General features: G+C 68.8%; 19 protein-coding genes. 9 read left to right on the forward strand and 10 right to left on the reverse strand.

Features of this window, described 5'->3' with window-relative positions; translation table 11 throughout:
- Nucleotides 1-103 precede the first annotated feature (103 nt).
- Nucleotides 104-1,021: a cation diffusion facilitator family transporter gene (locus ACWV14_RS04995; protein WP_454906267.1), complete on the forward strand. Its 918-nt coding sequence runs from the start codon at nt 104-106 to the stop codon at nt 1,019-1,021.
- Entirely contained in the window at nt 1,018-1,461 is a 444-nt protein-coding gene (gene dtd, locus ACWV14_RS05000; RefSeq protein WP_106936757.1) for a D-aminoacyl-tRNA deacylase, read from the forward strand. Before ACWV14_RS04995 ends, dtd begins: the two co-directional genes overlap by 4 nt.
- Nucleotides 1,462-1,475: 14 nt before the next feature.
- On the opposite strand, the gene ybeY is transcribed toward dtd, so the two are convergent.
- Nucleotides 1,476-1,934 carry an rRNA maturation RNase YbeY gene (gene ybeY, locus ACWV14_RS05005; RefSeq protein ID WP_454906265.1) on the reverse strand — a complete coding sequence of 153 codons (459 nt, stop codon included), beginning with the start codon at nt 1,932-1,934 and terminating at the stop codon, nt 1,476-1,478.
- A gap of 1 nt (nt 1,935) precedes the next feature.
- Nucleotides 1,936-2,883: a PhoH family protein gene (locus ACWV14_RS05010; RefSeq protein ID WP_454906263.1), complete on the reverse strand. Its 948-nt coding sequence runs from the start codon at nt 2,881-2,883 to the stop codon at nt 1,936-1,938.
- Nucleotides 2,884-3,051: 168 nt separating this feature from the next.
- Between ACWV14_RS05010 and ruvA the strand changes: the two genes are divergently transcribed.
- Nucleotides 3,052-3,624, forward strand: coding sequence for a Holliday junction branch migration protein RuvA (ruvA, locus tag ACWV14_RS05015; protein WP_106936759.1), 573 nt, complete (start codon nt 3,052-3,054; stop codon nt 3,622-3,624).
- Entirely contained in the window at nt 3,621-4,508 is an 888-nt protein-coding gene (locus tag ACWV14_RS05020; protein WP_454906260.1) for a hypothetical protein, read from the forward strand. Before ruvA ends, ACWV14_RS05020 begins: the two co-directional genes overlap by 4 nt.
- Before the next feature lie 23 nt (nt 4,509-4,531).
- On the opposite strand, the gene ACWV14_RS05025 is transcribed toward ACWV14_RS05020, so the two are convergent.
- Genes ACWV14_RS05025 through ACWV14_RS05055 form a run of 7 tightly spaced genes read right to left on the reverse strand, consistent with a single transcriptional unit; the run spans nt 4,532 to nt 11,025 of the window.
- Complete coding sequence (locus ACWV14_RS05025) at nt 4,532-5,149, reverse strand: YdeI/OmpD-associated family protein (protein ID WP_454906258.1); 618 nt, start codon at nt 5,147-5,149, stop codon at nt 4,532-4,534.
- Entirely contained in the window at nt 5,137-6,090 is a 954-nt protein-coding gene (locus tag ACWV14_RS05030) for a phosphatidate cytidylyltransferase (RefSeq protein WP_081269701.1), read from the reverse strand. The genes ACWV14_RS05025 and ACWV14_RS05030 overlap by 13 nt, the downstream gene beginning before the upstream one ends.
- Nucleotides 6,087-6,812: a lysophospholipid acyltransferase family protein gene (locus ACWV14_RS05035; RefSeq protein ID WP_454906256.1), complete on the reverse strand. Its 726-nt coding sequence runs from the start codon at nt 6,810-6,812 to the stop codon at nt 6,087-6,089. The genes ACWV14_RS05030 and ACWV14_RS05035 overlap by 4 nt, the downstream gene beginning before the upstream one ends.
- Entirely contained in the window at nt 6,809-7,264 is a 456-nt protein-coding gene (locus tag ACWV14_RS05040; RefSeq protein WP_454906254.1) for a hypothetical protein, read from the reverse strand. The genes ACWV14_RS05035 and ACWV14_RS05040 overlap by 4 nt, the downstream gene beginning before the upstream one ends.
- Nucleotides 7,257-8,612 (reverse strand): phosphatase PAP2/dual specificity phosphatase family protein, encoded by a 1,356-nt coding sequence (locus ACWV14_RS05045; protein WP_454906253.1) that lies wholly within the window; start codon nt 8,610-8,612, stop codon nt 7,257-7,259. Before ACWV14_RS05045 ends, ACWV14_RS05040 begins: the two co-directional genes overlap by 8 nt.
- On the reverse strand, nt 8,609-10,375 hold the full coding sequence (locus ACWV14_RS05050) for a bifunctional alpha/beta hydrolase/class I SAM-dependent methyltransferase (protein ID WP_454906252.1): 1,767 nt from the start codon (nt 10,373-10,375) through the stop codon (nt 8,609-8,611). The genes ACWV14_RS05045 and ACWV14_RS05050 overlap by 4 nt, the downstream gene beginning before the upstream one ends.
- Before the next feature lie 26 nt (nt 10,376-10,401).
- The gene (locus ACWV14_RS05055) at nt 10,402-11,025 is read right to left on the reverse strand and encodes a CDP-alcohol phosphatidyltransferase family protein (RefSeq protein ID WP_454906250.1); all 624 of its coding nucleotides are present in this window, start codon (nt 11,023-11,025) and stop codon (nt 10,402-10,404) included.
- A gap of 85 nt (nt 11,026-11,110) precedes the next feature.
- On the opposite strand from ACWV14_RS05055, the gene ruvB reads away from it, so the two are divergent.
- The gene (gene ruvB / locus ACWV14_RS05060; protein WP_422084912.1) at nt 11,111-12,175 is read left to right on the forward strand and encodes a Holliday junction branch migration DNA helicase RuvB; all 1,065 of its coding nucleotides are present in this window, start codon (nt 11,111-11,113) and stop codon (nt 12,173-12,175) included.
- Nucleotides 12,176-12,182: 7 nt separating this feature from the next.
- Nucleotides 12,183-13,133: a CDF family Co(II)/Ni(II) efflux transporter DmeF gene (gene dmeF / locus ACWV14_RS05065; protein WP_454906248.1), complete on the forward strand. Its 951-nt coding sequence runs from the start codon at nt 12,183-12,185 to the stop codon at nt 13,131-13,133.
- Nucleotides 13,134-13,174: 41 nt separating this feature from the next.
- Here dmeF and ACWV14_RS05070 read toward each other — a convergent pair whose 3' ends face one another.
- Nucleotides 13,175-14,917, reverse strand: coding sequence for a lysoplasmalogenase family protein (locus ACWV14_RS05070; RefSeq protein WP_454906246.1), 1,743 nt, complete (start codon nt 14,915-14,917; stop codon nt 13,175-13,177).
- A gap of 94 nt (nt 14,918-15,011) precedes the next feature.
- On the opposite strand from ACWV14_RS05070, the gene ACWV14_RS05075 reads away from it, so the two are divergent.
- The 3 genes from ACWV14_RS05075 to ACWV14_RS05085 all read left to right on the forward strand — a co-directional run bounded on the left by ACWV14_RS05075 (nt 15,012) and on the right by ACWV14_RS05085 (nt 18,341).
- Nucleotides 15,012-15,881 carry a UDP-2,3-diacylglucosamine diphosphatase gene (locus ACWV14_RS05075; protein ID WP_422084915.1) on the forward strand — a complete coding sequence of 290 codons (870 nt, stop codon included), beginning with the start codon at nt 15,012-15,014 and terminating at the stop codon, nt 15,879-15,881.
- 95 nt (nt 15,882-15,976) lie between these two features.
- Nucleotides 15,977-17,173 carry an acyl-CoA dehydrogenase family protein gene (locus ACWV14_RS05080; RefSeq protein ID WP_454906243.1) on the forward strand — a complete coding sequence of 399 codons (1,197 nt, stop codon included), beginning with the start codon at nt 15,977-15,979 and terminating at the stop codon, nt 17,171-17,173.
- 10 nt (nt 17,174-17,183) lie between these two features.
- The gene (locus ACWV14_RS05085; RefSeq protein ID WP_454906241.1) at nt 17,184-18,341 is read left to right on the forward strand and encodes an acyl-CoA dehydrogenase family protein; all 1,158 of its coding nucleotides are present in this window, start codon (nt 17,184-17,186) and stop codon (nt 18,339-18,341) included.
- The last annotated feature ends 50 nt before the right edge of the window (nt 18,342-18,391 follow it).

Consider the following 18,391-nt stretch of genomic DNA (forward strand, 5'->3'; position numbering starts at 1 on the left):
CGAAGGCGTTACATATGGACACGAGGCCGAAAATTCAGTCGGATCTTGCGGCCTATTACCGCTTTTCGCGTGGTCATTCGTCCAAATTCACCGCCGATCCCGCATGACGCTGACCCCCAAGACCCTGCTTCGCCTCTCCGTCGCGGTCGCCCTGATCACCATCGTGCTCAAGGGGATGGCCGGCTACATCACCAATTCGATGGGCCTGATCTCGGATGCGATGGAGTCCTTCGTCAACCTCGCCAGCGCCATGTTCGCGCTGGCCATGGTGACCATCGCCGAGCGTCCGGCCGACGACGAGCATCCCTACGGCCACCACAAGGCCGAGTACTTCTCCTCCGGCTTCGAGGGCATCCTGATCGTCGGCGCGGCCATCGCGATCCTCTGGGTGTCGGTGCAGCGGCTGCTGTCGCCGCAGCCGCTGGAGCAGGTGGGCTGGGGCCTGGCGCTGTCGGTCGTGAGCTCGGGCTTCAACGCCGCGCTGGCCATGATGCTGTTCCGGGCGGCCCGCGAACGTCGCTCCATCGCCCTGGAGGCCGACGGCCGCCACCTGATGACCGACGTCTGGACCTCGGCCGCGGTGGTGATCGGCATCGTCGGCGTGCAGCTCAGCGGCTGGCTCTGGCTCGACCCGGTGCTGGCCATCGGCGTGGCGCTCAACATCGTGCGCGAGGGCGCGAAGCTGGTGTGGCGCTCGTCTCAGGGGCTCATGGACCGGGCGCTCGACCCCGAGACGCTCGCCACCGTGCGCGCCACGCTCGACGCCTTCGCCGCCCGCTTGCCCGAAGGCACCCTGCTGCGCTTCGACGACATGGTGACGCGCAGCGCCGGCCAGCGCCGCTTTGCCGATCTCCACATGCACGTGCCCGGCGACTGGACGCTGCAGCACGCCGCCAGCATGCGCGACCAGCTCGAGCAGTCCCTGATGGACGCCGTGCCGGGCCTGCGCGTCACCATCCAGCTCCTGCCCCTGACCATGGAAGCCCGCGCCACCCAGGCCGGCGAACATCACCCCCCATGAAAGCCGTTCTCCAGCGTGTCGCCCATGCACGCGTCGACATTTCGGGCCGCACCGTCGGCGCCATCGATTCCGGCCTGCTCGTGCTGCTGTGCGCCGAGCGCGGCGACGTCGATGCGCTGGCCGACCGCATGCTCGCCAAGATCCTCAAGCTGCGCATCTTTGCCGACGAGGCCGGCAAGATGAACCGCAGCGTGCAGGACATCGGCGGCGGCCTGCTGGTGGTGAGCCAGTTCACGCTGGCGGCCGACGCGAGCGGCGGCAACCGTCCCAGCTTCACCCAGGCGGCCCCGCCTGACGAGGGGCGCCGGCTCTACGAATACTTCGTGGCGCAGGCCCGTGCCGCGCACCCGGTGGTGGCCACCGGCGAATTCGGCGCGGACATGCAGGTGCACCTGCTGAACGACGGGCCGGTGACGATCCCGCTGCAGATGACGGCGTAGCGCCTGCTATCCAACTACTTGCCGTACGGGCTGCGGATGCCCAGCCCAGCGAGGATCTCGATCTCGTAGGCCTCCATCTCGTCGGCGTCGGCCTCGCTGGTCTCGTGATCCCAGCCCTGCGCATGCAGGGTGCCGTGCACCAGCAGGTGCGCATAGTGGTCGGCCAGGGTCTTGCGGTTTTCCTTGGCCTCGCGCGCTACCACCGGCGCGCACAGCACTAGGTCGGCCATCACCAGCGGGCTTTGCGCATAGTCGAAGGTCAGCACGTTGGTGGCGTAGTCCTTGCCGCGGAACTCGCGGTTCAGGCGCTGGCCCTCCTCGGCATCGACGATGCGCACGGTGATCTCGCCGTCGATGTCGAGCGCATGGCGGATCCAGCGCGTCACGCTGTGGCGCGGCAATGCGGCGCGATGCCGCTCCACGCCCTTGAAACGGCCGAACTGCAGCGACAGGGAGAGTGCGGGGAGCGCCATCTCAGTGTGCTCCCGCGCGCTTGCGCTGGCCGTCGTAGGCGTCGACGATCTTCGCCACCAGCGGGTGGCGCACCACGTCGGCGCTGGTGAAGTGCGTCATGGCGATGCCGTTCACCCGCTTGAGCACGCGTTCGGCGTCGATCAGGCCGCTGAGCTGCTGCTTGGGCAGGTCGATCTGGCTCACGTCGCCCGTGACCACCGCGCGGGCGCCGAAGCCGATGCGCGTGAGGAACATCTTCATCTGCTCGGGCGTGGTGTTCTGCGCCTCGTCGAGGATCACGAAGGCGTTGTTCAGCGTGCGCCCGCGCATGAAGGCCAGCGGCGCAATCTCCAGCGCATTGCGCTCGAAGGCCTTCTGCACCTTCTCGTAGCCCATCAGGTCGTAGAGCGCGTCGTACAGCGGGCGCAGGTAGGGGTCGACCTTCTGCGTCAGGTCGCCGGGCAGGAAGCCGAGCCGCTCGCCCGCTTCCACGGCTGGGCGCGTCAGCACGATGCGCTGCACCGCCGCGCGCTCCAGCGCGTCGACCGCGCAGGCCACCGCGAGGTAGGTCTTGCCGGTGCCGGCCGGGCCGATGCCGAAGGTGATGTCGTGCTTGGCGATGTTGTCCAAGTACACCGCCTGGGTGGGGGTGCGCGCGCGCAGGTCGGTGCGGCGGGTGACGAGCATCGCGATGTCGTCGTCGCCCTCGAGCATCGAGCCGTCGCCGGCCAGCGTGAGCTGCACCACGGCCGCGTCGATCGGCCGCTGGGCGATTTCATACAGCGCCTGCAGCACGTCCATGGCGCGCTGGGCGCCGGCCTTGGTGCCGTCGACCTTGAACTGCTCGTGGCGGTGCGCGATCTTCACGCCCAGCGCTTCCTCGATGCGGCGCAGGTGCGCGTCCAGAGGTCCGCACAGGTGGCCGAGGCGCGAATTGTTCAGTGGGGTAAAGGTGTGTCGCAGAATCACGCGGTATCCATTTCCATCTAATTGGCAGCCCATGCAAGACCAGCCACGCTCGAAAAAACGCAGTCCAAGGCGGGAAGCACCGCGGAACCGGCTTTGCCGGGCCGCCGGTGTTGCCCCCTGGAGGGGGGAAGCGGCTACACGAAGTGAGCAAGCAACGGGGGGGAGCCAATGATAGGCAAACTCACTGGCACTCTCGCTGAACGCAACCCGCCGCAGGTGGTGGTGGACTGCAACGGGGTCGGCTACGAGGTCGATGTGCCGATGAGCACGTTCTACAACCTGCCGAACGTCGGCGCGAAGGTGTCGCTGCTCACGCACTTCGTCGTGCGCGAGGACGCGCAGATTCTCTACGGCTTCGGTACCGCCGAGGAGCGTGCGGCTTTTCGCCAGCTCATCAAGATCACCGGCGTGGGGCCGCGCACCGCGCTGGGCCTGCTCTCGGGCATGAGCGTGGGCGAGCTGGCGCAGGCGATCACCACCCAGGAGCTGGGCCGGCTCGTGAAGATCCCGGGCATCGGCAAGAAGACCGCCGAGCGGCTGCTGCTGGAGCTCAAGGGCAAGCTGGGCGCCGACATCGGCCTGCCTGCTCATGCGGCCTCCGATGCGCAGGCCGACATCCTGCAGGCGCTGATCGCGCTGGGCTACAGCGACAAGGAAGCCGCGCTCGCGCTCAAGGCGCTGCCCAAGGATGCGACGGTGAGCGAGGGCATCAAGCTCGCGCTGAAGTCGCTGGCCAAGTGAGCCTGCGCGGCGCCTGGTCACGCGTCCAGGCGCTGCGCCAGGAGTCGGTCCGCAGCGACGAACTGCTGATGCGCGCAGCCCATGTCGGCTGCGTGCCGATCCTGCTGGCCTACGGCTGCGCGGGCCTCGTGTACGGCAACCTGCCGATGTTCACGCCGATCGGCTTCGTCGACATGCCGGGCGCCTGCGCCTGGCTGACGGCCGCGATGGCATTTGCGCTGGCGATCTTCGCCGTCGACTGGCTGGTGCGCGGCGCGCTGGCGGTGGCGCCGCCGCCGGTCACGGTAGTGAAGCAGGTCTGGCGGCCGGGAAAATTTCCGTTGCCCATTCTGCCGTCGCATGCCGTTGCGCAGCCGCGCTCATCGCCATTGCGCATCGGCTGCCTGAGCGTCGCGGCCGTAGCCTGCGCCTCCGCGCTGGTGGGGCGCGTCACCCTCGCGCTGGGCTGGCAGGCCTTTGCGCGCCCCGGCGGCCTGGCGCCGCAGGCGGAATGGCCGCTCTATCCGCTGCAATGGGTCTGGCCATGGCTGCTTCCGTTGGCGCGCGACCGCTTCGTGCTGGGGCTGATCGGTGTCGGCGTGGCGTTGTTCGTGGCGGCGCAGTTGATGTCGTGGCGCAAGGTGCGCGGCGCGTGGTTTCCGCTGCTGACCATCCTGCCGTTGTTGCTGACGCTCAACTTCCTCGGTTCGGCAGGCTTCGACTTCGCCGCCGCACGGGGGCTTGGCGGCTTGTACGAGCCCGAACTGGCGAGCGCGCTCGCGCAGCAGCCCGGACGCTACAACGTCTTCACCTTCCTGAGTCTCTGGATCGCCATCGGCTTCGGCACGGTCGGCCTGATCGTGGGCTTCTGGTTCGGCCGGTCACGGTCCATGGACGACGACTGACCGCTCGTTGGTGCAGTTCGGTTTCAGGGGTGGATCTTCTCGCCCTTGGCCAGCATCTCGACGAACTGCGCGATGCGGCGCGCGCGGGTCTCGGGTTTCTTCGCACCCTGGATGCGGAACAGCACGGCGAAGCGGTTGCGCGCATCCAGCGCGGCGAAGAACTTCGCGGCCTTCTTGTTCGCATCGAGTGCGGCCTGCAGGTCGGGCGGCACGGTGGCCGTGCTCGAGGCTTCGTAGGCCGCGTCCCATCGTCCGTCGGCCTTTGCGCGCTCGATCTCGGCCAGCCCGGCGGGCTGCATGCGGCCTTCGTCGATGAGCTTCAGCACCTTGGTGCGGTTGATCTGCGACCAGATGCTGCGCCTGGTGCGCGGCGTGAAGCGCTGCAGAAAGTATTGCGCGTCGTCGCTCTTGCGCTGGCCGTCGATCCAGCCCCAGCACAGCGCTTCTTCGAGCGCGGCGGGGTGGTCGATGGAGGCGATGCCGCTGTCCTTCTTCGCGATGCGCAGCCACACGCCGGCGGCGGTGGCGTGGTGGCGCTTGAGCCAGCGCGTCCACGACTCGGCGTTGGTGCACTCCACCGGCGTGTCGTGCGCCACGCGCTCTGTCGCCACCGCCTGCTTGTTCGTGCTCACGGCACCCACCAGTAGCGCAGCGCGTGGAAGTAGATGGGTGCCGCGAAGATCACCGAGTCCAGCCGGTCGAGCATGCCGCCGTGGCCCTCGATCATCGAGCCCCAGTCTTTCACGCCGCGGTCGCGCTTGATGGCCGACATCACCAGCCCGCCGAAGAAGCCCATGAGGCAGATGGTGAGCGCCATCAGCGCCGCCTGCCACGGGTTGAAGGGCGTGGCCCAGTAGAGCGCCGCGCCCAGCGCGGTGGCGCTCGCCACGCCGCCGATCAGGCCTTCCCAGGTCTTGGAAGGCGACAGCTCGGGCGCCACCTTGCGCTTGCCGAAGAGCTTGCCCCACACGTACTGCAGCACGTCGCTGCCCTGCACCACGATCACCAGGAAGGCGATCAGCAGCAGGTTGCGGCCCTCGAAGCCAGGGATCTGCAGCGTCAGCAGCGCTGGCACGTGGCTGATGCAGAACACGCACACCATCAGGCCCCACTGGATCTTCGAGGTGCGCTCCAGGAAGCGCTGCGTGTCGCCACCCACCGCCGCAAGAATGGGCAGCAGCAGGAAGGCATAGACCGGGATGTAGATCGCGTAGAGCCCGTACCAGTCGATCCAGATCAGGAAGTACTGCCCCGGCAGCGCGAGGTAGAAGGCCAGCGCGATCGCGCCGTGGTCGCCGCGCCGGGTGTAGGCCAGGCTGATGAACTCGCGCAGCGCATAGAAGGAGATCAGGTAGAACAGCACGATCACGCCGCCCTTGCCGAAGGCAAAGGCAATGCCGATCACCGCCACCATCACCCACCACGCGTTGACCCGCGCGTTGAGGTTGTCGATCACCGAGTTGGGCTGGCCGTGCGCCACGCGCCACTTGAGCAATGCGCCGATGGCCGAGGCCAGAATCAGCACGCCGGCGACGCCGCCGAACAGCTCCAGCGTGGTCTGGGTGGAAGCGGAGATGTTCATGGCGTCGTCGTCTTTGTTTTTTCTTGTTCGGGCTCGCGGTCGTATTCGGGGCGCATGTCGAGCATGGCGGCGCGCGCCCGTGCCAGGAACGACACCTTGTCCTCGCCTTCGGCCAGCGTGATCGGCGTACCGAAGCGCACCGTGCAGGCCAGCGGAATCGGCAGCAGCACGCCCTTGGGCAGCACGCGCTTGAGGTTCTCGATCCACACCGGCACCAGCCGCACGTTGGGGCAGGCGCGCGCCAGGTGAAAGAGGCCGCTCTTGAGCGGCAGCAGGATGTCGTCGCCGGTGTTGCGCGTGCCCTCGGGGAACATGATGAGCGAGTCGCCGCCTTCCAGCGCCTCCTTCATCTGGTCGACCGGGTTGCCGCCCTGGCCCGAGCCGTCGCGCCGGATCATGAGCGCGTTGAACACGTCCTTGCCGATGAAGTTGCGCAGCTTGGAGGCTTCCCAGTAGTCCTGGCCCGCCACCGGCCGCGTGAGGGCGCGCAGGTCGGGCGGCAGCGTGGCCCAAAGCAGCACGAAGTCGCCGTGGCTCGTGTGGTTGGCGAAGTACAGCGTCTGCTCGGCCTTGGGGCTCGTGCCCGACCAGATGGCGCGCACGCCGGTCAGCAGCCCGGCCGCGCCGATGATGAGCTTGCCCGCCACCACGGCGAGCCCGCGCCGCAGCACCGTGCTTTCGGTCGGCGGCTTGTCGTTCTTGTTGTTGTCTGCTTCGGTCAAGAGATGTCCTGTGTCATCAAGGCAAGGAGGAACATGGTGCTCTGGCAGGCCACCACGATGGCATGGCGCTGCATGAGTTGGCGGGTGCCGGCCGCACGGTCGTGGAGCGGCCGGGTGGTGCGTGGCTGCTGTTGCTGCTGTTGCTGTGTCTCGCGCAGGCCGAGGGCCGACAGTGCGCTGTCGAGCGCATCGAGCGACGCGATGCGGCCTTTCGAAAGCCCGTCGAACAGCGCTTCGTCGAAGCGCAGCCGGAATAAAAAGTAGCGCTCCAGTGCACCGAGGATCACGACGGCGCCGAGGCTCATGGTGGCGGTGGTCGAGAGCGAGCGCAGCGTCAGCGCGAGCACCAGCGCCGCGATGCATGTCAGCGCGAAGCCCCACAAGGCCAGCACGGCAGCGGCGCGCAGCAGTCCGGCCAGCGTGGCGCAGGTGGCGCGGTCGTTGTCAGTCATGGATGCGCTCCTCCGCCGCAGGGTTCAGGGCCTCCAGCGATACGCGCCATGCCCGCCGCAGCACGATCTGCGGACGTGCGCGGCGCACCGCGTCTTCGGCCTGCGCGACGCCGCCGGCCGCGCCGTAGCGGTCCAGCCAGGCGATTACCGCGGCGGCGCTGCGCGAGAAGCCGAGCGCGCAGCACACCCACACCGTTGCGCCATCGGCAACGCGGCGCTGCCCTTCGATGACCGCCGCCGCGCGCTGCAGCCGCACCGGCGGCGGCACCGTCAGGTCGAGCAGGGGCACGCAGCGCGCATGCGGCACGCCGGGCGGCAACTGCAGCTCGGCGCACAGGCTCACCAGCCGGGGCTGGCCGGCCGCGAGCCATTCGGCGTGCGTCGGCCGGCGGCCCAGCCGCAGGCCGGGCACCACCTCGACTGAAGCCGGCAGCTTGCGCGTCCAGAGCCAGGCGTTGATGGCGGCGCCCAGGCGATAGGGCGCGAACAGCCAGCGCGCGGCCCAGCCCATGCGGCCATGCCCGTCCATCTGGAAACCGCGCGCGCCGAAGCCGATGTAGTCGAGCGCCACCAGCGCGAGCGCTGCGGCCGGCCACGCCAGCCACAGCGCAATGGCCAAGACAGCGCCGCCGTACAGCGCAGCCGCAAGGAACAGCGCCGCGCCCACTGCATAGAAACCCGCCAGCTTCCATCGCTGCGGGTCGCGGGTGACGCGCCACGCGCGCGGCATCGACACCACGCGCTCCAGCGGCCATAGCCACACGCAGAACAGCCCGAGCAGCGCGCCGGTCGGAATGTCGATGAAGTGGTGCTGCCACGTCGTGAGCACCGACGCGCAGATGGCGAAGGCCCACACATGCAGCACCAGCCGCCCCCACAGGGGACGGATGAACTGCCGGTACCAGTCCCACAGGATCACTGCCAGCGCGATGTGCAGCGACGGTGCCTGGTTGAACGGCTGGTCGAAGCCGCGCAGCGCGTTGAACAGGAAGGCAGGCGCCCCGTCGACCGGCGGCTGCCCGAAGCTGAAGTGCAGCGGCCAGAGGATGAAGCAGGTGCAGGCCACCAGCGTGGCCGTCACCAGCCGCAGCGCATGCCGGTCGAGCGTGCGCTTGCTGCGCGCGAGGAACAGCGAGAGCGCGTAGAAGACGTTGATCGTCCAGTACGGAAAGATCGTCCACGGCCAGAACGGTATTTGCCGCTCCCAGTCGAAAGCCATCGATGGCACGTTGGCCCGCGTGGTCGCCCACCAGTTGGCGAAGCCGTAGGTCGCATAGAACAACGGCCCTAGGAACACCAGCCATGCGGCGGCGCGCTTCCAGGGCCGTCGTGCCAGCCGGGCGTTCATTGCGTGACGCGCACCGCCAGCGAAACCGTGAAGATGCCCCACTCGTCGACCCGCTGGTCGATCTTGCGGAAGCCCGCTTCTTCCACCAGCTGGTCCATCTCGTACTGGGTGCGGCGGCGCATCACCCAGGCCTCGCCCTGGCGGTGGCTGGTGAGGGCGCGCGCGATCATCTCGAGCTGTGGATGCCAGGGCTGGCCGGTGTAGACCAGGTAGCCGCGGTCTTCCACCGCGTCGCCGACGCCCGCGAGCGAGCGGCGCACCATCTCGTTGTCGGGGAACAGCTCGTACAGGCCCGACACCACCGCCAGCGTGGGCCGGGGCGTCACGCTCGCGAGGCTCATGCGGTCGAAGGCGTCGGCCTGCACGAACTGGGCGACGTCTTCCAGCCCCTTCTCGGCGATGAGCGCGCGGCCGTCGCGCACGTTGATGTCGCTGTAGTCGCGCAGCAGGATCGAGCTGGCCTTGACGGGGCTGGCGAGCACCGCGTCGAGCACGTAGCGGCCGTGGCCGGCGGCGATGTCCATCACGCGCACCTCGCGGTGCATCTCGGCCAGCCGCTCCATCGCGATGCGCAGCAGCTCCTCGACGTGGATCTTGCGCTGGCGGATACCGCGCCAGCCGATCGATTCCAGGTAGGTCTTGTCGATCGAGCGGCCGATGAACGAGCCGCCCCTGGGCTGGTTGCGGTACACGTAGTCGAGCGTGCTGCCGGAGTCGAAGCCTGTCTCGTGGCCCAGCTTGATGCCTTCGGACATCTTGCCGCCCAGCTTCAGCCCGGCGCGGGTCATGGCCCAGTAGGCGCCGCGCGGCGACAGGGGCGACAGCGGCTCGGCCAGCGCGCGCGACTCGTCGGCCGTGTCGCCGCTCAGGTGCGCCTCGCGTCGGTCGACCGGCACGGCTGGCTCGTCGAAGCGCTGCAGGATGAATTCGCGGATCTGTGCCACCGCCGGCGCACGGTCTTTCTCGCCCAGCGTGTCGTGGAAGAAGCCCGGCAGCTCGGTCTTGGTCTTCACCGCGCTGCCCAGCCGCTCGAAGAACTGGTGCTGCGGCTTGTGGTGCACCACCCAGTCGGCGCCCGAGATGAGCAGCTGCACCGGCAGCGTGATCGCATTGGCATCGGCCACCACGCGGTCGGCCGCCTCGTACAGGCCCAGCAGGATGTTGACCGCGATGGGCCGGCTGATGAGCGGGTCGCTCTCGTAGCTGGCGATGCGCGCGGGGTCGTGCGTGAGGAACTTGGCCTTCACGTAGCTGTTGACGAAGAACAGCCCGCGCAGCTTGTGCATCAGCGCCAGGCCGGGCCGCGCGAACGGCACATACAGCTTGACCTTGAAGGCCGGCGAGGCGAGCGTGAGGCCGCGCACCTTGGGCGCGTAGTCGTGCGCCCAGGTGGCGATCAGCACCGCGCCCACGCTCTGTGCGACCACGTGGATGTCGTGCTCGGGCACGCCGTGCGCGGTGCCGATGTGCTGCACGAAGGTCTGAACGTCGCGCACCGAGGTGCCGAAGCTGGGGCTGTAGCCGCGCTGGCCCGGGGAGCGGCCGTGGCCGCGCGCGTCCCAGGCGAAGAAGTCGAAGTCGGGCAGGTCCAGCTCGTCGACCAGGTGCGCCATGCGCGCGCCGTGCTCATGGCCTCGGTGGAACAGCAGGATGGCGCCGCGCCGTGTGCCACTGGTGGCGGGCCAGTGGCGGTAGAACAGCGATTCGCCGTCGTGCGTCTGGAAATGGTGTTCGTGCGGAACGCGTTGGGTGATGTCGGTCATTGAATCCCTGTGTGTCTTGTTCTGTGTCAGTGGCTGGCGGCGGTGCCCGCCTCGGCCTCGGCCAGCGCGCGGCGGATGCGGTTGACGATGGTCCAGGCCACCAACGCCGCCAGCAGCGGCATCAGCCAGGCCGTCCAGCCCGGCAACGGCCAGCCCAGCGCCACATAGAGGCCGAGCGCGCCGAACACGAAGGCCCGGTCGCTCTTGCCCAGCGGGCCGTCGTAGCGGCGCGAGGCGCCCACCGTGGGGCCGAGCGCCCCGGCGAATTCGCTCAGGCCGGCCAGCACGATCACCGTGCCGACCCAGAAGCCGCTGAACGGCGCCACCAGCGCGAAGGGAAGGTACAGCGCGGCGTCGGAAACCACGTCGGTCAGTTCGTTGAGGAACGCGCCCAGCTTGCTCTGCTGGTTGTGCTCGCGTGCCAGCATGCCGTCGATGGCGTTGAAGGCCATGCGCAGGAACATCCACAGCGGAATGAGCGCGAAGGCCGCCGGCGAGGGCGCGGCGAAGAAGAGCCAGAGCCCGAGCACCACCGACACGACACATGCCGCCAGCGTGACCTGGTTGGCGGTCACGCCCATCGCATGCAGGCGGACCACCAGCGGCCGCAGCAGGGCCTGGAAACGCGGCTTCAGTTCGTAGATCGACACGTGCTGGCTTCCCCTCGTTTGTTATGTGGCCGGAGCATTCTGCCAGTGTGCAGGTACTAAACTCGTAGGCGAAAAACCCTCTCTCATGACTATCCAGACAGACGATTTCGCGCCCGCTCCCCAACGCGTGGTGTCCGCAGCCCCCGCATCGCCCAACGAAGAGGCGATAGAGCGGGCACTGCGCCCCAAGCTGCTGGACGAGTACGTCGGCCAGGCCAAGGTGCGCGAGCAGCTCGAGATCTTCATCGGCGCCGCGCGCAAGCGCAAAGAGGCGCTCGACCACGTGCTGCTGTTCGGCCCGCCCGGCCTGGGCAAGACCACGCTGTCGCACATCATCGCGGCCGAACTGGGCGTGAACCTGCGCCAGACATCCGGCCCGGTGCTCGAGAAGCCCAAGGACCTGGCGGCGCTGCTGACCAACCTGGAGCCCAACGACGTGCTCTTCATCGACGAGATCCACCGGCTGAGCCCGGTCGTCGAAGAAATCCTGTACCCCGCGCTGGAGGACTATCAGATCGACATCATGATCGGCGAAGGCCCGGCGGCGCGCAGCATCAAGCTCGACCTGCAGCCCTTCACGCTGGTGGGTGCCACCACCCGCGCCGGCATGCTGACCAACCCGCTGCGCGACCGCTTCGGCATCGTGGCGCGGCTGGAGTTCTATACGCCCGAGGAACTGGCGCTGATCGTGCACCGCAGTGCCGGCCTGCTCAAGGTGGAGACCGACACCGCCGGCGGCTTCGAGATCGCCCGCCGCTCGCGCGGCACGCCCCGCATCGCCAACCGGCTGCTGCGCCGCGTGCGCGACTACGCCGAGGTCAAGGGCAACGGCCGCATCACCGAAGAAATCGCGCACAAGGCGCTGGCCATGCTCGACGTCGATCCCCAGGGCTTCGACCTGATGGACCGCAAGCTGCTCGAGGCCGTGATCCACCGCTTCGACGGCGGCCCGGTCGGCCTGGACAACGTCGCGGCCAGCATCGGCGAGGAGCGCGACACCATCGAGGACGTGATCGAGCCCTACCTCATCCAGCAGGGCTACCTGCAACGCACGCCGCGCGGGCGCATCGCCACGCTGGCGGCCTACCGCCACCTCGGCGTGGCGCCTCCCTCTGGCCGGGGCGACGTTCCCGACCTGTTTGGAGCCTGAGCACCGCATGCACACCCATGACCTGAGCGCCTGGCGGCACGACCACCAGTTCGGCGCGGACAACACCTCCGCAGAGCGCAGCACGCGCCTCGTGATGTGGATCACCGCCGTGATGATGGTGATCGAGATCGGCGCAGGGTGGTGGTTCAACTCGATGGCGCTGCTGGCCGACGGCTGGCACATGAGTTCGCACGCGCTTGCCATCGGCCTGAGCGCCTTTGCCTATGCCGCCTCGCGGCGCTATGCGCGCGATCCGCGCTTCGCCTTCGGCACCTGGAAGATCGAAGTGCTCGGCGGCTTTGCCAGCGCGCTGGCGCTGCTGGGCATTGCGGTGCTGATGGTGGTGGGCTCGCTGGAGCGGCTGTGGTCGCCTGCGGCCATCCACTACCCCGAGGCGATCTCGGTGGCGGTGCTGGGGCTGGTGGTCAACCTCGTCTGCGCGAGGCTGCTGGGCGGGGCGCACCATCATCACGGGCACGACCACGGGCATGCGCACGACCACCACGACCATGGCCACGGGCACGACCTGAACCTGCGCTCCGCCTACATCCACGTGGTGGCCGACGCCGCCACATCGGTGCTGGCCATCGCGGCGCTGCTGGGCGGCTGGTTCTACGGCTGGGCCTGGCTCGACCCGGTGATGGGCATCGTCGGCGCGGTGCTGGTGGCGGTCTGGGCCAAGGGGCTGCTGAAGGAAACCGGCAAGGTGCTGCTCGACCGCGAGATGGATCACCCGGTGACTGAGGAAATCCGCGAAGGCGTCGAGACCCTGCTGGCCGATTCGGAAACCCGCGTGGCCGACCTGCACGTGTGGCGCGTGGGCCGCGAGGCTTACGCCTGTGCGCTCACCGTGGTGACGCACTCGCCCACGCTGACCGCCGACCAGGTGCGGGCCTGCTTCTCGATGCATGAGGAGATCCGCCACTCGACGGTGGAAATCCAGCGCTGCGTAGATTAGGTTTTGCTCCTTCCCCCTCTGGGGGAGGGAGCAAGTCAAAGTCAACGCTTTGGCCGTGCGTGCCGCACGATCAGCATCTGCGCCGCGTAATACGTGCCCAGCACCCACAACGACGCCAGCGGCAGCGGCGTCACGAACCGGTTCGTCGCCAGCAGTGAATCGCTCAGCATGAAGAAGCACGCACCCGCCGCCACCCACCGCGCGGACGGGTCGGTGCCGTGCAGCACGGCCGCGCGCCCGATCGCCTGCGCCGCCATGCAGGCGATCACCACCACATAAGCCGCGACCGGAATCCGCAAGGCCGCGGGCAGCCCGCCCTGCCAGAGGAACGCGTACATGCCCGCGCCGATCAGCAGCGTCGCCGCCAGCACCCCGCGCCGCGGAAACATGCCGACCCCCATGCTGAACAGCGCGATGTACGCCAGGTGCGCCAGCAGGAAGCCCACGAGCCCGGGCACGAACAGCGTTGCCGGGCCCATCAGCAGCACGTCGCCCGCGAGCGAAGCGGCCAGCCCGGCGAGCAGGAACCCATCGAACAGCGTCACCGCGCCCGCCGCCATCGCACGCCTGGCCGCGAAGAAGATCGCGACGGCCAGCGCCAGCGGCTTGAAGACGAAATGCAGCCAGCCGATGCCCAGCGCCGCGCTCGCCGTGGCCAGGGCGGCCGCCTCGATGAACAGCACCTCGGTCACGCTCAGCCGCCCCTGCAGCACGCCGCCGATGGCCCAAAGGGCCGCCGTCAACGCGGCCAGCCACACGGCGGCACGCGGCAGCGGAATGACGTCGGAGAACCACAGGAAGAAGGCCACGCCCGCCAGCAGCAGCAGGAACTGCACGCCCGCGAACCACTGCACGCCACGGCCCACCTCGGGCTCGTAGCGCGTGACCTTGGCGATGTCGAAGGCCGGCTTCGGAAAGCGCGCGGCCACGTCTGCCGGCCGCCAGCCCGGCGGCTTGAACCACACGCGCAGCTTGTCGGCCCAGCTGCGCGCATGCCAGGAGTCCTTGGCCAGCGCCCAGTACACCTCGGCGTTGGCCCACAGCGGGTCCCAGCTGCGCAGCTCGCCGCGCGTGCCGTACACGCAGCGCTCGTCTTCCTCGCGGAAGGTGCCGAACATGCGGTCCCACACGATCAGGATGCCGCCGTAGTTGCGGTCGAGGTAGTTGTCGTTCACCGCGTGGTGCACCCGGTGGTTCGACGGCGAGCAGAACCAGCGGTCGAACCAGCCCAGCTTGCCCACTTGCTCGGTGTGCACCCAGAACTGGTAGAGCAGGTCGATGAGCGCCACCACGCCGAACACCAGCGGCGGCACGCCCGCCACGGCCATCGGCAGGTAGAAGATCCAGCTGAACAGCGCGCCGCTGGAGGTCTGCCGCAGCGCCGTCGACAGGTTGTAGTGCTGGCTCTGGTGGTGCACCACGTGCGCCGCCCACAGCACCGCCGACTCGTGGCCCATCCGGTGCAGCCAGTAGTAGCAGAAGTCGTAGAACACCAGCGCCAGCAGCCAGCCGTACCAGGTGGTCCAGAAATCGCGCGCCGCCTCCAGCGGAAAGAGTGCCACCGCCGAATACACCGCCGTGTAGATGCCGATGCGCAGCAGCCCGGTGAGCACCGCGCTGATCTGGCTCAGCATGCCAAGGCCGATGCTGTTCACCGCGTCGGCCAGGCGGTAGGTGTCCTGCCCCGTGCCCCGGCGGGCACGCACGCGGCCCACCGCGAATTCGATCGCGATAAGAAGAAGGAAGACGGGTGTTGCAAGAACGATGATCTGGCCGGGGCGCATCGCGGGATTGTGGCGTTGCCGGACGGCAACGCGTCATCGGGATGTCACGGGTGTGCCATCGCGCGGTCATGGGGCAGTGGGAGCCTACCCGTCCATGCAACGCGACGACGCTTTCCTTCGCGCATGGCGCGACTCCGCGACCCAGGCCCTCGACCCCGAGGACGAAGATCGCGCACGTCCACCCCTGCAATTCCGCACCCTCTGGATCTCCGACCTGCACCTGGGCACGCCCGGCTGCCAGGCCCGCGCCCTGCTCGATTTCCTGAAGCACACCGAGTGCGAGACCCTGTTCCTGGTCGGCGACATCATCGACGGCTGGCAGCTCAAGCGCCACTGGTACTGGCCGCAGGCCCACAACGACGTGATCCAGAAGCTGCTGCGCAAGGCGCGCAAGGGCACGCGCGTGATCTTCATTCCGGGCAACCACGACGAGTTCGCCCGCAAGTACCTGCACCACAACTTCGGCGGCATCGACGTGGCCGATGAATGGATCCACGAGACGGCCGACGGCCGCAAGCTCTGGATCATCCACGGCGACCTGTTCGACGGCGTGATCCAGTGCGCCAAGTGGCTGGCCTACGTGGGCGACTCGCTCTACGAATTCACGCTCAAGCTCAACCGCCACCTCAATTCGCTGCGCGCGCGCATGGGGCTGCCTTACTGGTCGCTCTCCAAATACCTCAAGGGCAAGGTGAAGCGCGCCGTGAGCTACGTGGGCGACTTCGAGGCCGCCGTGGCCCGCGAGGCCCGCAACCGCGGCGCCCAGGGCGTGGTCTGCGGCCACATCCACCATGCCGAGATGCGCGACATCGACGGCATCCTCTACTGCAACGACGGCGACTGGGTCGAAAGCCTCACCGCATTGGCCGAACACGCCGATGGCAGGCTGGAGATCATCGACTGGGCCCAGCACATGCCCGTGCCGTCGAAGGCGCCAGCGACGCGCGAAGCCATCGCAGCCTGAGAGGGCTGTTCCCGTTCGATCTTCGTCCGATCCGACGATGCCGCCCGGGGCATTCCGGGCGCACACTGCGTGGTGCATTCCAACGGGACGACACCATGGCCTGGACCCTCAGCGCGGCGGAGACCGCATTCCGAGACGAAGTGCGCGACTTCCTCGCGCGCGAACTGACGCCCGAGCTGCGCACGGCCGGCCGCCGCTGCTCCGGCATCTTCACCGACTACGAATACGGCAACCGCTGGCACCGCATCCTCGCCAGGCGCGGCTGGAGCGTGCCGCACTGGCCTGTGGAGCACGGCGGCACCGGCTGGACGCCGATGCAGCACTACCTGTTCGCGAGCGAACTGGCCGCCGCCGACGCACCGCCGCGTGCGCCCATGGGCCCCGGCATGGTCGCGCCGGTGATCATCGCCTTCGGCACCGAGGCGCAGAAGCGCGCCTGGCTGCCCGGCATCTGCTCGGGCGAGGACTACTGGTGCCAGGGCTACTCGGAGCCGCAATCCGGTTCGGACCTTGCCTCGCTGCAATGCAAGGCGGTGCGAGATGGCGACCACTACGTCATCAACGGCACCAAGATCTGGACCACGCACGCGCAGTACGCCAACCGCATGTTCTGCCTGGTGCGCACCGCCTCGGGCGGCAAGCCGCAGCAGGGCATCAGCTTCCTGTGCTTCGACATTCCCGCGCCGGGCATCACCATCCGGCCGATCATCAGCATCTCCGGCGACCATGAACTCAACCAGGTGTTCTTCGACGACGTGCGCGTGCCCGCCGAAGGGCTGATCGGCGAGGAGAACCAGGGCTGGACCATCGCCAAGTACCTGCTGCAGCATGAACGCGGCGGTGCCTGGGCGCCCATGCTGCGAGCGCGCCTGCGCCGCCTGAGCACGGCGGCCGATGCGGCGTTCGCAGGGCCCGGACATGACGGCGACGAGGCCGGTGACATGGCCCTGCGCCTGGCCGGGATGGACTGCGCCATCGACGCGCTCGAAGCCACCGAGCTGCAGTCGCTGCGCGCGCAGGCACGCGGCGAGCCGCACGGCATCCGTCCGTCGATGGGCAAGGTGCTCGGCTCCGAGCTGCGGCAGCGCCTGACCGAACTGGGCGTGGAAATCGCCGGCCACTACGCCGCCGCCAACCTGCCGCTGGACGACGGTCTGGCGGGCGAGCTGCCGATCCCTGAAGAGGCCGTGTTCTCGATGTCTGCCTACCTCAACGACCGCGCCGCTTCCATCTATGCCGGCTCCAACGAGGTGCAGCGCAACATCGTCGCCAGCCACCTGCTCGCCCGCTGAGGCCACCGCCATGAACACACGCACCGAACAGGAAGACACCCTCGCGATGCTGCGCGACAGCCTTGCGCGCTATCTCGACAACCACCACGGCTTCGAACAGCGGCTGCATGCGCTGGCCAACGCCGGCGATGCGCCGCCGCCGTTCTGGCAGGGTCTTTCGCGCGAACTCGACCTGCTGGGCGCGGCGCTGCCCGAATCGCACGGCGGCATGGGCTTGGGCATGGCCGCGCACCTCGCGCTGATGGAAACGCTGGGCGGCGCGCTCGCGGCGGAGCCTTACCTGTCGACGATGGTCATCGGCGCGGGCCTGCTGCAACGCCATCCCGGCGCGCAGGCCGATGCCTTGCTCGCGAGCGTCGTCGCCGGGCAGGCCGTGCTGGCCTTTGCGCACGGCGAGCCGCAAAGCCGGCATGACCGCGCCGACGTGCAGGCGCGTCTCGTGCGCGAAGGCGACGGCTTCCGGCTCGACTGCCACAAGGCGGTGGTGCAGGCCGCGCCGTGGGCCAGCCACCTGATCGTCACTGCGCGCAGCCGTGGCGCCCCTGGCGATGCGGACGGCCTCTCGCTGGTCGTGGTGCCCAGGGAGGCGCCGGGCCTGCGCATGCGCGCCTACCCCACGCGCGACGGCGGGCGTGCCGCCGACATCGTCTTCGACAGCGTGCGCGTGCCGCCCGATGCCTTGCTCGGCACCGAAGGCGAGGCGCTGCCGCGGATCGAACAGGCGCTCGACGAGGCCACGCTCGCCGTCTGCGCCGAATCCATCGGCGTCATGCGCCGGCTGATGCGCGACACGCTCGACTATGTGCGCCAGCGCAAGCAGTTCGGCGTGCCGATCTCCAGCTTCCAGGTGCTGCAGCACCGGCTGGCCGACATGCACATGGCGCTGGAGCAGGCCAATGCGCTCACCGCGAGCGTGGGCGAGGCCATAGACACCGCCTCTCCCGGCGAGCGCGCGCGCGCCGTGTCGTCCGCCAAGGTGGCGGTCGCGAAAGCCTGCCGGGCCGTGGGGCAGGGCGCGGTGCAGATGCACGGCGGCATGGGCATGACCGAGGAGCTGGCCGTGGGCCACTACTTCCGGCGCGCCACGCTCATCGAGACCCAGTTCGGCCCGCCCGCATGGCACTTGCGCCGCGTGGCGCGGTGGCGCGCCGCGAATCCCGCGGGCTGACCGAACGCGCCTTGCGCGCCGCATTCGTCGTTTTGGACGATGCAGCGCCG

Source organism: Variovorax durovernensis (assembly GCF_977011995.1).

What these genes read in the sequence shown, in the direction of transcription:
- ACWV14_RS05080 (WP_454906243.1), top strand. Translation starts at nt 15,977, where the DNA reads ATGGCCTGGACCCTCAGCGCGGCGGAGACCGCATTCCGAGACGAAGTG.
- ACWV14_RS05050 (WP_454906252.1), bottom strand. Translation starts at nt 10,375, where the DNA reads ATGACCGACATCACCCAACGCGTTCCGCACGAACACCATTTCCAGACG.
- ACWV14_RS05045 (WP_454906253.1), bottom strand. Translation starts at nt 8,612, where the DNA reads ATGAACGCCCGGCTGGCACGACGGCCCTGGAAGCGCGCCGCCGCATGG.
- ACWV14_RS04995 (WP_454906267.1), top strand. Translation starts at nt 104, where the DNA reads ATGACGCTGACCCCCAAGACCCTGCTTCGCCTCTCCGTCGCGGTCGCC.
- ruvB (WP_422084912.1), top strand. Translation starts at nt 11,111, where the DNA reads ATGACTATCCAGACAGACGATTTCGCGCCCGCTCCCCAACGCGTGGTG.
- ybeY (WP_454906265.1), bottom strand. Translation starts at nt 1,934, where the DNA reads ATGGCGCTCCCCGCACTCTCCCTGTCGCTGCAGTTCGGCCGTTTCAAG.
- ACWV14_RS05040 (WP_454906254.1), bottom strand. Translation starts at nt 7,264, where the DNA reads ATGACTGACAACGACCGCGCCACCTGCGCCACGCTGGCCGGACTGCTG.
- dtd (WP_106936757.1), top strand. Translation starts at nt 1,018, where the DNA reads ATGAAAGCCGTTCTCCAGCGTGTCGCCCATGCACGCGTCGACATTTCG.
- dmeF (WP_454906248.1), top strand. Translation starts at nt 12,183, where the DNA reads ATGCACACCCATGACCTGAGCGCCTGGCGGCACGACCACCAGTTCGGC.
- ACWV14_RS05030 (WP_081269701.1), bottom strand. Translation starts at nt 6,090, where the DNA reads ATGAACATCTCCGCTTCCACCCAGACCACGCTGGAGCTGTTCGGCGGC.
- ACWV14_RS05085 (WP_454906241.1), top strand. Translation starts at nt 17,184, where the DNA reads ATGAACACACGCACCGAACAGGAAGACACCCTCGCGATGCTGCGCGAC.
- ACWV14_RS05075 (WP_422084915.1), top strand. Translation starts at nt 15,012, where the DNA reads ATGCAACGCGACGACGCTTTCCTTCGCGCATGGCGCGACTCCGCGACC.
- ACWV14_RS05070 (WP_454906246.1), bottom strand. Translation starts at nt 14,917, where the DNA reads ATGCGCCCCGGCCAGATCATCGTTCTTGCAACACCCGTCTTCCTTCTT.
- ruvA (WP_106936759.1), top strand. Translation starts at nt 3,052, where the DNA reads ATGATAGGCAAACTCACTGGCACTCTCGCTGAACGCAACCCGCCGCAG.